The 12,642-nt window shown below is 42.9% G+C and carries 11 protein-coding genes; 8 read left to right on the top strand and 3 right to left on the bottom strand.

Annotation, left to right across the window (positions count from 1 at the left end):
• Window positions 1-98: 98 nt before the first annotated feature.
• The 3 genes from ftsX to ftsY are packed head-to-tail and all read right to left on the bottom strand — an operon-like array spanning window position 99 to window position 3,308.
• A complete protein-coding gene (gene ftsX / locus ACQ96U_RS20540) occupies window positions 99-1,157 on the bottom strand; it encodes a permease-like cell division protein FtsX (RefSeq protein ID WP_431723143.1) in 1,059 nt (352 codons plus the stop codon).
• Window positions 1,154-1,840, bottom strand: a complete 687-nt coding sequence (gene ftsE / locus ACQ96U_RS20545; RefSeq protein ID WP_431723144.1) for a cell division ATP-binding protein FtsE — start codon at window positions 1,838-1,840, stop codon at window positions 1,154-1,156. The genes ftsX and ftsE overlap by 4 nt, the downstream gene beginning before the upstream one ends.
• A 58-nt stretch (window positions 1,841-1,898) precedes the next feature.
• Window positions 1,899-3,308: a signal recognition particle-docking protein FtsY gene (gene ftsY / locus ACQ96U_RS20550; RefSeq protein ID WP_431723145.1), complete on the bottom strand. Its 1,410-nt coding sequence runs from the start codon at window positions 3,306-3,308 to the stop codon at window positions 1,899-1,901.
• A 242-nt stretch (window positions 3,309-3,550) separates the two neighbouring features.
• Between ftsY and ACQ96U_RS20555 the strand changes: the two genes are divergently transcribed.
• From ACQ96U_RS20555 to coaD, 8 genes are all read left to right on the top strand, one after another.
• Window positions 3,551-4,942, top strand: coding sequence for a M16 family metallopeptidase (locus ACQ96U_RS20555; RefSeq protein ID WP_431723146.1), 1,392 nt, complete (start codon window positions 3,551-3,553; stop codon window positions 4,940-4,942).
• Window positions 4,943-4,944: 2 nt separating this feature from the next.
• Entirely contained in the window at window positions 4,945-6,501 is a 1,557-nt protein-coding gene (locus ACQ96U_RS20560) for a M16 family metallopeptidase (RefSeq protein WP_431723147.1), read from the top strand.
• Window positions 6,470-7,096, top strand: coding sequence for a 16S rRNA (guanine(966)-N(2))-methyltransferase RsmD (gene rsmD / locus ACQ96U_RS20565; RefSeq protein WP_431723148.1), 627 nt, complete (start codon window positions 6,470-6,472; stop codon window positions 7,094-7,096). Before ACQ96U_RS20560 ends, rsmD begins: the two co-directional genes overlap by 32 nt.
• Window positions 7,097-7,609: 513 nt before the next feature.
• Complete coding sequence (locus tag ACQ96U_RS20570; protein ID WP_431723149.1) at window positions 7,610-7,975, top strand: DUF5362 domain-containing protein; 366 nt, start codon at window positions 7,610-7,612, stop codon at window positions 7,973-7,975.
• A gap of 140 nt (window positions 7,976-8,115) precedes the next feature.
• Window positions 8,116-9,555 (top strand): coniferyl aldehyde dehydrogenase, encoded by a 1,440-nt coding sequence (locus ACQ96U_RS20575; RefSeq protein WP_431723150.1) that lies wholly within the window; start codon window positions 8,116-8,118, stop codon window positions 9,553-9,555.
• A gap of 30 nt (window positions 9,556-9,585) precedes the next feature.
• Window positions 9,586-10,143 (top strand): hypothetical protein, encoded by a 558-nt coding sequence (locus ACQ96U_RS20580; protein ID WP_431723151.1) that lies wholly within the window; start codon window positions 9,586-9,588, stop codon window positions 10,141-10,143.
• A 67-nt stretch (window positions 10,144-10,210) separates the two neighbouring features.
• The gene (locus tag ACQ96U_RS20585) at window positions 10,211-11,824 is read left to right on the top strand and encodes a GMC family oxidoreductase N-terminal domain-containing protein (protein WP_431723152.1); all 1,614 of its coding nucleotides are present in this window, start codon (window positions 10,211-10,213) and stop codon (window positions 11,822-11,824) included.
• A 291-nt stretch (window positions 11,825-12,115) separates the two neighbouring features.
• Entirely contained in the window at window positions 12,116-12,601 is a 486-nt protein-coding gene (gene coaD, locus ACQ96U_RS20590) for a pantetheine-phosphate adenylyltransferase (RefSeq protein WP_431723153.1), read from the top strand.
• The last annotated feature ends 41 nt before the right edge of the window (window positions 12,602-12,642 follow it).

A 12,642-nucleotide genomic window follows, 5' to 3' on the forward strand; every position in this document is an offset into this window, starting at 1 on the left:
CTGTAAAATAGTTCCTTTATCAGGCTTTAGTATAACCTAACAGCTTAGACAGCCCTTAATACCTGTAAGTCGCCAGTTCGAACACATTCCATGTAGCATTACCTTGGCTCAATCATTCTTAGTTGCCGCTGGCATGTAAACCAAGCTCCAATCCAACCAAGTCCCCCACTAGTCACAACCAGTAATAATGAAGCATCCATTGTCATTGCAGCTATCTCAAAGTGAGTTTCGTAGAGTTGAGACAAATCTGCAACAGGGTCAGTCAGCAACCAAATCAAACAATGAACTAACACTAGTGCTAACAGCCCTCCCAGTACTCCAAACCAAAGCCCCATATATAAGAAAGGACGGCGCACATAGGCATTCGTTGCCCCCACCAACTTCACCACCACAATTTCTTCACGGCGACTTTCGATGGCCAAACGCACGGTATTCGCGATTACCAGAATAACAGCCAAGGCAAACAATCCCGCCAACATAGCGCCTGCTCGTTGGCCTAGCTGTAACATAGCATTCAATCGTGCGATCCACGCTGTATCAAACTGTACCTGTTCAACACCTTTTATTTGCTCCAGCGTTTGGGCAATCGCTTGCTGATGATACACGCCATCAATCTGCTTTGGCTGTAATACGATAGTAGCGGGTAACGGGTTTGCAGAAAGGTGCTGTAGTACGCCCTTAAAGCCACCCTGCTGTTCAAACTCCGACAATGCTTGCTCTGGGGTAATCAACTCAACATTAGAGAAGCGTTGATCCTGCTGCAGCTGCTCAAACACCTCAGCAACATTACTTGAAGGCGTTTCTAAAGTGAAAAAAAGGCTGATTTGCGGAGCGCCATCCCAACGACTACTCAAAGTCTGGGCATTCTCAATCAATAAATACAACATGGCTGGTAGTGATAGAGCCACTGCGATCATCAGCGCGGTCATAAACGAGGCAACTGGAGCCTTAAGTAACCTTTGCAAACTCTGCCACATCATTTGCTGATGATGTAACAGAAATAAGCTGAATTCACTGCTCCGATGGGTACGTTGAGCACTTTTTCGAGGTTGGTTCTCCTGGTTCACACTCGCTGCCGGTCTTCCAGATGAAGACATATTACTTTTTGCTAACTTCCCACTTTTTGAGCGATAGTTCTCCCGCACATTGTTCGTCATAGTGCCCCCACATCGGACACTAAACGGCCCTCACTTAATGTCAACACACGGTGTTTAAGCTGACCAATCAGCGCCAAGTCATGGCTGGCAATCAGAATGGTAACGCCGACTTGGTTAAACTGCTCAAACAAGAGCATGATTTCACCAGACAGTTCTGGGTCCAAGTTACCGGTTGGTTCGTCTGCCAACAACAGAGGAGGTTTATTGACAACAGCCCGAGCAATCCCCACCCTTTGCTGCTCTCCACCAGAAAGCGTAATAGGCAATACTTTTTCTTTGTGCAAAAGACCCACTTTATCTAAAGAAGCCCGCACTCGTCGTGGAATATCTCGTGGTGAGTAGCCAGCAATTTGCAGTGGCAATGCAACATTATCAAAAACAGAACGATCAAAAAGCAAACGATGCTCTTGAAAGACCACACCGATATTACGTCTCAAAATAGGTATCTGACTGCGCCACAGCGTTTTTAAGTTCTGTCCCCCCACCCAAATCTGTCCTGCAGAGGGACGCTCAATCGCCGTAATCAACTTTAGAAGCGTGCTCTTTCCTGCACCAGAGTGGCCAGTCAAAAACACCATTTCACCCAGCAGAATTTTAAGATTAATTCCTTCTACACCAGATTGACCGGTTGGATAACGTTTACTGACGTTATCAAACTGAATAACTGTCTTATTTTGCTTCATTGATCACGTCTTATGCTTGCCATACTGCTTGCCAGCCTTCTAGAGGAATGATCGTGCCTTACTTATTTTCATCAGAAAACAACGCATCAATAAATTCATCTGCTTTAAAGGGGCGTAAATCATCAATTTGCTCACCAACACCCAAAAAGCGAATAGGTAGTTTCATCTGCTTAGCCATCGCAAATACGATGCCGCCTTTTGCAGTACCATCCAGTTTAGTCAGCGCCATACCAGTTAAACCAACGGCTGCATTAAAGTCATGTGCCTGATTTAATGCATTTTGTCCAGTGCCCGCATCGACAACCAGTAAAACTTCATGAGGTGCAGAAACATCCAATTTAGCCATCACCCGTTTTACTTTAGTCAGTTCATCCATTAAGTTACTTTTGTTGTGTAAACGCCCTGCAGTATCAGCAATCAATACATCAATATTGCGGGCTCGCGCCGCTTCAATGGCATCGTATATTACTGAGGCACTGTCTGCGCCAGTATGTTGAGCTATAACAGGGATTTCATTACGCTCACCCCAAACCTGTAACTGTTCAACAGCAGCTGCCCGGAACGTATCACCTGCGGCCAGCATCACTTTCTTGCCTTCAAGTTGCAGCTTCTTGGCTAATTTGCCGATTGTGGTTGTTTTACCTACTCCATTAACCCCCACCACTAAAATCACAAATGGGGTACGCTGCGGATCAATCGCTAATGGCTCGTCAGCAGGATCCAACTGCTTCCGTAGCTCTGTTTTTAAAGCTGCCAATAATGCATCAGCATCATCCAACTCTTTATACTTAATACGCTCAGTTAAACCATTGATAATGGCAGAAGTCGCTTCAATACCCACATCAGACACTAACAGCTGGGTTTCAAGCTCCTCCAACAGATCATCATCAATTTCTTTTTTACCAATAAACAGGGTTGTAACACCTTGCACAAACCCTTTACGTGTCTTGGTCAAGCCACGTTTCATACGAGCAAAGAAGCCTTTCTTTGATTGCTCTTCTGCTTGTGCTGTTACTGAAGTATTTTGTTCAACCAATTCAGGTTCTGGTGTTGGAATACTTTGCTTATCAACCTGTGGTGCTTCACTTTTGACAGGCTGTTCTTGTGGTATAGCTACGGCAGCTATTTCAACCTGTGGTGTTTCAGATGAAACTTGTTGCTGCTCCTCACTCACCGTCACGACAGCATCAGTTTGAAAAGAAGGTGTCTGCTGCTCTATTACTTCATTAGTCTGGGGAGTTTGCGTCTCAACTGATGTAGTTTGATCAGCTGTCTCATTTTCTGCTTGTGACGTATTCTTATCTTCAGTCACTTCAGCCGTTTGATGAACAGGCTCAACTTCAGCTGTAGACTGTTTCTTTCTGCCAAAAGGCCAAAAGCGCTTTTTGGTTTTTGACTGATTTGTTTCTTGATTTTCGGATGCATCGGTATCTGAAGAGTTACCGTTCCCTTTACGTGAACCAAACATAATTGTCTTGATCTATACCTAAGCTTGGAAATACTGGGATTATTTGGAATTTGTGCCTGACGAGGCTGGGCAAGTTGATGCTTTGGCTGTAATACGCTGTAAGCTGTGAGAATATTATCGCTTGTATTAGCACCACTACAACGAATAACCCATTATAAATAAAGTATTATCCTATCACTTCTCACGCGCTTGGTGTATGAAATGTTGCCTTGCTGTGAAGATATGACACAAAGGAAACCTGAATGATTAATAACAAACCCTGGCAAAGGATCATTTTGGGTTGCAGCTTGTTTCTGTTGACCAACTTTGCTGTAGGCCGCACCCCCACACCGGAAACCAATGAATACATTCTACAAAATGGCTTAAAACTCGTCGTTCGTGAGGATCATCGAGCACCTGTCGTTGTTTCTATGGTGTGGTATAAAATTGGCAGCAGTTACGAGTATAGCGGTAAAACAGGTCTCTCCCATGTGCTGGAACACATGATGTTTAAAGGTACCAAAAACCTCAAGCCAGGTGAGTTTTCAAACATCATGGCGCGTTTTGGCGCCGAAGAAAATGCGTTTACCAACTACGATGCTACGGCTTACCATCAAGTGATGAGCGCTGATCGCTTACCCTTAAGCTTTGAGCTTGAGGCTGAACGGATGCACAACTTACTACTTGATGAAGATGAATTTAAAAAAGAGCTTAAGGTTGTTATGGAGGAACGTCGTCTACGTACCAATGACAAGCCGAATGCCCTCATGTATGAACGTTTCAAAGCCATCGCCCATCAAGCCAGCACCTATGGTAATCCTGTTATTGGCTGGCCAGATGATCTAAAGCACATCTCTGTTAACGACCTGAAAACTTGGTACAACCGCTGGTATAGTCCAAATAATGCAATCGTGGTAGTGGTTGGTGATGTCAATCCAGAACAAGTACGCAAACTGGCTCAACAATATTTTGGTCCAATCAAAGCACGAGAAGACTTACCTGAAGCCCGTCCTCTGAAAGAAATTAACGAAGCAGGCGAACGACATTTAACCGTAAAACTACCAGCACAACTCCCCACACTGGTCATGGGCTTTAACGTGCCTGCTGTTATTACTGCTCAAGAAGAGTGGGAACCTTATGCACTGCGAATGTTAGCGGGTGTATTAGATGGCGGCTATAGCGCACGTATTGAGTCAGAGTTAGTACGAGGCAGTGAAATCGCGGCCTATGCAGGTGCATCTTATAATGCCTTTACACGAGGCGATACCTTATTCACCTTAAGTGGTGTGCCTAATCTGCAGAAAAAACACACTATTAAGTCACTGGAAAAAGCACTGTGGCAGCAATTAGATAAATTAAAATCCACTCCACCCTCTCAACAGGAGCTCGATCGAATCAAAGCTCAGCTCATCTCAACACTGGTCTATCAACAAGATTCTATCGTTGCACAAGCGAACTTAATTGGTTCTCTTGAAAGTATTGGTTTGAGCTGGAAGTTAGCAGAAGGGGATATCACCAAGTTGGAAGCCGTCACGCCAGAACAAATTCAAGCGGTTGCCAAAAAATACTTTACCCATAACCGGCTGACCGTAGCGGTTTTAGATCCTCAACACAAACTCAACGTTCAACATCCAGCTTCTGCAACTGAGGACTAATCATGGCGAACTCTTTTTCTGTGGATAAACGTAAATTTTGGTCCGGCGTCATAATCGTTTTACCTATCATTATTGCCTTGCTGTACAAGACAGGACCAGCCCCTCAAACACTCGCCCAATCCTCACAGACCAGTGAAACAGTCAATCAAACAAGCGAAACATCACCCCCATCAGAATTACCTCCACTGAATAAGCGCTTTACTTCTATTGCTGAACTGGAAAAGCAAAGTAACTTGCCCAGTCGAGAGTTAAATATTCAGCAATGGCAAACAACTAATGGGGCCCGTGTTTACTTCATGCAGGCTGATACTTTACCCATGCTGGATATTCGACTGGTGTTTGCAGCAGGTGCTTCACGGGATGATAAACTTCCTGGGCTGGCTCAAATAACCAATGGCTTGCTCGCAGAAGGCACATCCAATAAAGATGCAGCTCAAATCGCAGCAGGGTTTGAACAGCTTGGAGCCCAGTTCAGTAATGGCAGCTACCGAGATATGGCAATTGCCTCGCTACGAACACTCACTAAAGAGAACTTGCTCTCACCTGCCCTAGACCTATTCACTGAAGTTATTGCTACCCCTTCTTTTCCTGAAGATGCATTCATCCGCATCAAAAATCAGATGATGGCTAACTTACAGTACATAAAACAACAACCAGGAAAACAAGCAAGCCAAGCATTCTATCAAGCGTTGTATGCCAAACACCCTTATGGCATTCCTGAACATGGCACACAAACCTCACTGAATACCCTAACTCCAGATGATATTCAGAACTTTTACCAAAAATACTATGTTGCCAATAACTTAGTCATTGCTTTGGTTGGAGGTATTGACCAGACAAAAGCAAAAGCTGTTGCTGAGCAAATTGCCAGTAAGCTGCCTAAGGGTAAAGCAGCTCCCAAAACCCCAACACCAACCCCCATTGCAAAAACTCAGCAAAAACATATTGAGTTCCCATCCAGCCAAACCCACATTCTACTGGGAACATTAGGTGTTGCTCGTGATGCCAAAGATTACCCAGCACTTTATATTGGTAACGAAATTTTGGGTGGAGGCGGGTTTGGCTCCAGGTTAATGAAGGAAATTCGAGAAGATCGGGGCTTAGTATATGGTGTAGGCAGTGCTTTTATTCCAATGCAAGCTGCTGGGCCTTTCTTTATCAACTTACAAACCAAACAGTCTCAAGCTAAAGAGGCTTTGTCACTCTCCCAGAAAATTCTGCAGGACTTTATTGCTGAAGGCCCTTCACAGCAAGAGCTTGCTCAAGCTAAGCAAAAACTTCTTGGCCGTTACCCATTATCCACTGCCAGTAATGCAGATATTGTCAGCCAATTAGGCGCTATTGGCTTTTACCATTTACCGCTTGATCATATGCAGCAGTTTTTGGAAGATGTACAGGCAGTCACCCGAGAGGATGTGCAACAAGCCTTTGCTCAACACTTTCAAAAACAACCTTTGTTAACTGTAACCGTTGGTCAACAGGCGAAACCGGATAACACAGAAAAAGCCCAAGAGAAACAACCCAAGCATGAAGCACCGCTCACGCAAGCCAGTCAGTAAACAGAAAGTACATGCTAGTCAACGCCACAGCCAGCTCCGTATTATCGGAGGGCAGTGGCGTAGCCGAAAACTACCAGTCGCCGATTTACCAGGGCTTCGTCCCACAACAGACCGAATTCGGGAAACAGTATTTAACTGGCTGGCACCTTATATAAACGGGACTACCTGCCTGGATTGTTTTAGTGGTACTGGAGCACTTGCTTTTGAAGCATTATCTCGTGGTGCAGCATGGGCTGATTTATTAGAGATTGCTCCACAAGCCAATCAGTTACTCACTACCAACTTAGCTACACTGCACTGCCAAAACGCACAGACCCATGCTATCGATTGTTTACAGTGGTTAGCTAAGCCTCCAACAAAAACCTACGACTTAGTCTTTTTAGACCCTCCATTTAATCAAGGCTTGATTATCAAAACAGTGCAAGCGCTGTTAACTCAACCTTGGTTAAAACCAGGTGCACTTATTTATATTGAGTCAGAACCTTGTGACCTTGACCAGATAATTAATACGGCGCATGAAGATGTACAACACTGGTCTCTATTGAAAAGTAAAACGACAGGTAATGTGCAATACTGTCTGTATCAGCTACCTTAACAATAAAAAAATTTATCCACCACGAAGGGGATACCCCCCTTCACTATCAATTTTAAAAAAATTTGTCCTTTTTATGTCATATTTTTCTACTAATTAACATTCTCTTTATTTTATAAACAACCCACCCAACAAAGTGCTTTAATTTCCCTTAAGAGTGAACAGGTTATTAATAAAAGTTCACGTAGTTTTACCATATAGACAATGAATTAACTTAAGGCATCTACTACACTTCATACAAGATTACGCTGTAGCCACGGGTACGCCATATTCCAGGCATTATTGATACAACAAGTATTAGCAAAGTTTGTGTTTTTCTATTTCGATAGTTATCCATCATTGTCTCATTTAGCAAAGATTTACACTTTCAGTGAATGGCATAATTTGTTAGAAAACATACAAACCAAGCTATGTGTCATACCCCATTAACACAGCATTACAGACTCTGAAAAGTCAGCAAACATAACATCAACCGTGATAGATATTTTTATCGTATTTATTTAGGAGAGAATGCTAATGGATAATGAAAAAGCCTTAGTAGGTGAAATGACTTTACCTATTTTTCAGTGTAAAGGCTGGCTCAAGCTGCTTGGAGTCTTATCAATTATAGGTGGTATTTTTATAGCACTGACTATTGTTGGAATTCTGGTTGCTTGGCTACCAATTTGGCAAGGTGTTCTTTTATACCAAAGTGCTTCTGCTATTGAAGAAGCAAAACATAATGAGAGTAAAGAAGCTCTGTTAAGATCCCTTAATAAACTTAAGGTTTATTTTATCATCATGGGTGTACTCATGCTGATTTGGCTAATTCTCATGGTACTTGGCTTAATTTTTGGTGGGTTAGGCATGTTTATGAGCATGGCTCAAATGCAAGGTATGTAGCCCCTTTATAATATCGGGCACCTCTAAAAATACAATGATATAGGCTTACTGGTCATAGTACGTGCTTGACACTCAATCCTCTTTGGCTCTAGTCTCAAACAATTGTTTGACACTTTTGCTGCAAGGCACGGTACAAATCTATGACCAGTCAAGCTTCATTATCAGTCACAGCAGATACACAACAAAATACGCTTAATGAAGTATTTTCCTTACAAAAAAGTGCTTTTCAAATAACCCCCTACCCTTCGCTTGCTGAAAGACAACATGCATTAACACTACTTCATCGCATACTGGTCAACCATCAACAAAAAATTATTGACGCAATAAATAATGACTTTGGTTCACGCTCACCGGATGAAAGTCGCATAGCTGAACTTATCCCCAGCCTGCAAGCTATTCGCTATACCCAAAAACGTTTACGACGCTGGATGAAGCCTCAACGACGTCATGTTGGCTGGCAGCTACAACCCGCATCCAGCAAAATACTTTACCAACCTCTTGGGGTAGCAGGCATCATGGTGCCTTGGAATTATCCATTATTTTTAGCTATTAGCCCATTAGTCGCAGCATTATCTGCAGGTAACCGGGTGATGGTAAAGATGTCTGAATACACGCCTCAGACAGCAGAATTATTTAAACAACTTATTACAGATAATTTTCCAGAAGATTTAATAAGTGTCATAACAGGAAGTGCAGATGTAGCCATTCAATTCTCTCAGTTACCCTTTGATCATTTATTATTTACTGGTTCTACACAAACCGGTAAAAAAGTAATGCAAGCCGCCGCAAATAATTTAACGCCCGTAACACTGGAGCTTGGCGGTAAATCACCTACCATCATAGCACCTGACTATCCAATCAGTGAGGCAGCAAAAAGAATTTGCTTTGGTAAAGCAATCAACGCGGGCCAGACATGTGTTGCTCCCGATTATATTCTACTGCCTGAAAATCAGTTAACGTCTTTTATTGATGCATTTTCTGCTCAATTCAAGCAAATGTATCCCGACTTTGCCAATAACCAATCTTATAGCCATATTATTAATGACCAACAATATCAACGCTTACAGCAATGGCTAACTGATGCCCAACAAAAAGGCGCCCAAATAATTAACACCTCTGATTTCACGCCAGATGCTGCCTCTAGACGTTTTCCTATTCACCTGGTGACACATACCAATGAAAATATGCTCATTCGACAAGAAGAAATTTTTGGTCCCATTTTGCCACTCATTACTTACCAATCCATTGAGCAAGCTATTCGTTTTGTAAACCAGCAACCCCGTCCATTAGCATTGTATTTATTTAGTCATGATCAAACATTACATGATAAGGTTTTAGTCAACACTCATTCAGGTGGTGTTTGCCTCAATGAAACACTGTTACATGTCGCTGTTGATGATTTACCTTTTGGTGGTGTTGGTCCTTCAGGAATGGGTCATTATCATGGGCAGGAAGGATTTCAAACATTTTCCCAAGCTAAAGGCATCTTAAAAAAAGGCCGCATAAATAGTACTCAAATTATTTACCCACCTTATAAAAACAAAGCAATAACATGGCTATATAAGTTGCTACTACGCTGATATTAGTCGTATTAATAAATAATCAGAATTATGAATAAAAAAATTCAAGGAAGACGCCATTTTTTAAAACTTGGCATTATCGGCTCTGTCACCCTAGCCACCGCAGGTACTTTAATTCCATTTCTTAGTCAACAGCTGACTGGCCCTTCTCTAAACTATAAGGTACTCCGCCCGCAGGATATTGATTTTTTTCTTAGCATAACACCTGTTATTGTTGGCCTTGGCAAGTATCAACCACACGCCATAATGGAGCCTTTTTTAAAAACACTGGATGATAAACTTCATTATTTAGCCAGTAGCATTAGGTATCAATTACAACAAGTTATTGATCTTTTTACCGCCCCCATAACCAAAGGATTACTTACCAGACAATTTCGTGGTAGTTGGCAAACACTTCATTACTCTAATGTTCAACAGCTCTGGCAGAATTGGCAAGTCAGCCGCTGGTCTATGTTACGGCAAGCAAGTAGTGCAATATCCCAGCTTGTGCTTTTAGTCTGGTATGGCCTTGCTGAACATTGGCCTGCAATTAACTACCCAGGTCCACTATTTGCTGATCAGCTTATTACCCAACCTAATGACTTCTAGCCCCTCACTCACCAGAGTCAAGCTATAACAAGCAAAAAATACACCCGTAAAAATATAGGGTTTAAGTATGAGTAGTGTGATTAGAGACATTTATACAACAGACGAAGCCAAACAATGGGCTATTTATAATGCACTAAAATCCCTTCCCAAGCCCCGAGACTTTGATGTAATTATCGTTGGAACTGGTGCAGGTGGCGGGTTTACTGCTGACATTTTAAGTAAAGCAGGGCTAAGCGTAGCACTTATTGAAAGTGGACCACTACAGTCTTCTAATGATTTTAATATGAATGAGCAGCAAGCTTACCAGTCACTTTATCAGGAAGGGGGTTCACGTACTACTAAGGATGGCGCCATTAGTGTTTTGCAAGGACGTGCTGTCGGTGGCACAACTGTAGTTAACTGGACATCTTGTTTTCGCACACCGCCACAAACATTCGCCCACTGGCAAGATCATTTTGACTTAGCTGAACTGGATAGCACCGCGATGTCTCCTTGGTTTGATTATGTCGAGCAACAGCTAGGCGTAACACCATGGCAAACAACACCTAATCGCAATAATGCGATTTTACAGTCTGGCTGCCAACGACTTGGCTACTCATCAAATACCATTGCCCGCAATGTACGTGGCTGCTGGAACTTAGGTTTTTGCGGTACAGGCTGTCCAACGAATGCTAAGCAGTCTATGCTGGTCAATACCTTACCAAAAGCCTTGAAACGAGGTGCTTACTTAATTTATAACTGCAAAGCTCATAAAGTGCTTTGGCAGAATAGCCAGGTCAAGGGGATTGAGTGTCACCCTATTAATGGGGACAAACATGGACCATCCATCACTTTAACTGCACGCCATGTTGTCCTTGCTGCTGGTGCTATTGGCTCTCCAGCCTTATTACTAAGATCAAGCATTCCAGACCCACATCAGCAAATAGGTACACGAACTTTTCTACACCCAGTAAGTGCCAGCTTTGCACTTTTTGATGAAGCGGTTGATGGTTTTTATGGGGCTCCCCAATCCATTTACTCTGATCATTTTCAATGGCCAGCAGATCAACAAATAGGTTACAAGTTAGAGGTCCCCCCCTTACAACCAATGCTAGCAGCAGGTCTACTTAAAGGTTTTGGTAAGCAACACCGTCAGCTCATGCAGCAACTTCCTCACTTGCAATGTACTATCGCCTTACATCGTGATGGCTTTCATCCACAAAGCCAAGGGGGTCAGGTTAGCCTCCGCGCTGATGGAAGCCCAGTGCTCAATTACCCCATTACACGCTATCTATGGGATGGCGTAAAACGAAGCCTGGGATCAATGGCCCGAATACAGTTTGCTGCTGGCGCACACAGTGTTATTCCATCTCATAGTGCAGCTCAGGTTATGAGTGATCTCCAGGCAGCCATACAACAGCTCAACCAACTTGCCTGGCAGCCAAATCAGGCACTCATTGGTAGTGCTCACGTTATGGGGGGGTGTGGAATGAGTGCCAAACCAGAAACAGGTGTTATCAATCACTGGGGAGAGCATTTCTTTCTGGACAATCTATCCGTCATTGATGGTTCATGTTTTCCAACAAGTATTGGTGCAAATCCGCAGCTTTCAATCTATGCCCTTGCCTGTAGACAAGCTACCCACTTAAGTGCCAAGTTGGGCAACCCCATCACATTAATAAGTAATCAAAACACAACTTAAGGGGTTGAGAGATCAGGGTTTGCGCTAACTCAAGGTATTTATAACGAGCATGACTGTTGCGTGAAAGTAATTTGTAGAGCCAGCACCTTTCCGTTACCATTAGTGCCCCCAAAGCAAAGGATATTCTGGCAAGCTGCATCACTTCATTAGCATATTCATAGATTTTGTTTAAAGTTTACAGGGCATCAACTAACACCCTGTCATCAATGTCTTACACTGTAATATGCTAACCAGTCTCCTGATAGTTTCCTTTGCGTATCAGTTAAAGTCACCGATAAGCGATGAAAGCAAATGAATACCGTGATTTATCCGGGTACGTTTGATCCCATTACTAAAGGCCATACAGATTTAGTGGAGAGAGCCGCTCGTCTGTTTGATCACATTATCATAGCAGTAGCTAAAAGCCCCCAGAAAAAACCGCTATTTGATCAGGAAACCCGCGTACAGCTTGCCGAAGAGTCAGTCGCTCACATTAAAAATGTTCAGGTTTGTGGGTTTGATAACTTACTGGCAGAGTTTGTTGTTCAACAAAAAGGGAATATCATCCTTCGTGGACTCAGGGCAGTTTCAGACTTTGAGTACGAGTTTCAACTTGCCAATATGAACCGAATTTTAGCCCCACAAGTTGAGAGTTTATTCTTAACGCCAGCTGAGCAATACTCATACATATCATCCACACTGGTAAGAGAAATTGCTTCTCTGGGTGGTGACGTAAGTAAGTTTGTTCACCCCAGTGTGGCAAAAGCATTAACAAGTTATTTTAACTCAAAAAGTTAGCGTCATAACCTGTTCTTTGCAGACTTTGAGACTACTAACTG

The organism is Zooshikella sp. RANM57 (genome assembly GCF_050749885.1).
Lineage (GTDB): Bacteria > Pseudomonadota > Gammaproteobacteria > Pseudomonadales > Zooshikellaceae > Zooshikella.

Coding starts and splice junctions, on each gene's coding strand:
- ftsX (WP_431723143.1), bottom strand. CDS start 1,157: ATGACGAACAATGTGCGGGAGAACTATCGCTCAAAAAGTGGGAAGTTA.
- ftsE (WP_431723144.1), bottom strand. CDS start 1,840: ATGAAGCAAAATAAGACAGTTATTCAGTTTGATAACGTCAGTAAACGT.
- ftsY (WP_431723145.1), bottom strand. CDS start 3,308: ATGTTTGGTTCACGTAAAGGGAACGGTAACTCTTCAGATACCGATGCA.
- ACQ96U_RS20555 (WP_431723146.1), top strand. CDS start 3,551: ATGATTAATAACAAACCCTGGCAAAGGATCATTTTGGGTTGCAGCTTG.
- ACQ96U_RS20560 (WP_431723147.1), top strand. CDS start 4,945: ATGGCGAACTCTTTTTCTGTGGATAAACGTAAATTTTGGTCCGGCGTC.
- rsmD (WP_431723148.1), top strand. CDS start 6,470: ATGAAGCACCGCTCACGCAAGCCAGTCAGTAAACAGAAAGTACATGCT.
- ACQ96U_RS20570 (WP_431723149.1), top strand. CDS start 7,610: ATGGATAATGAAAAAGCCTTAGTAGGTGAAATGACTTTACCTATTTTT.
- ACQ96U_RS20575 (WP_431723150.1), top strand. CDS start 8,116: ATGACCAGTCAAGCTTCATTATCAGTCACAGCAGATACACAACAAAAT.
- ACQ96U_RS20580 (WP_431723151.1), top strand. CDS start 9,586: ATGAATAAAAAAATTCAAGGAAGACGCCATTTTTTAAAACTTGGCATT.
- ACQ96U_RS20585 (WP_431723152.1), top strand. CDS start 10,211: ATGAGTAGTGTGATTAGAGACATTTATACAACAGACGAAGCCAAACAA.
- coaD (WP_431723153.1), top strand. CDS start 12,116: ATGAATACCGTGATTTATCCGGGTACGTTTGATCCCATTACTAAAGGC.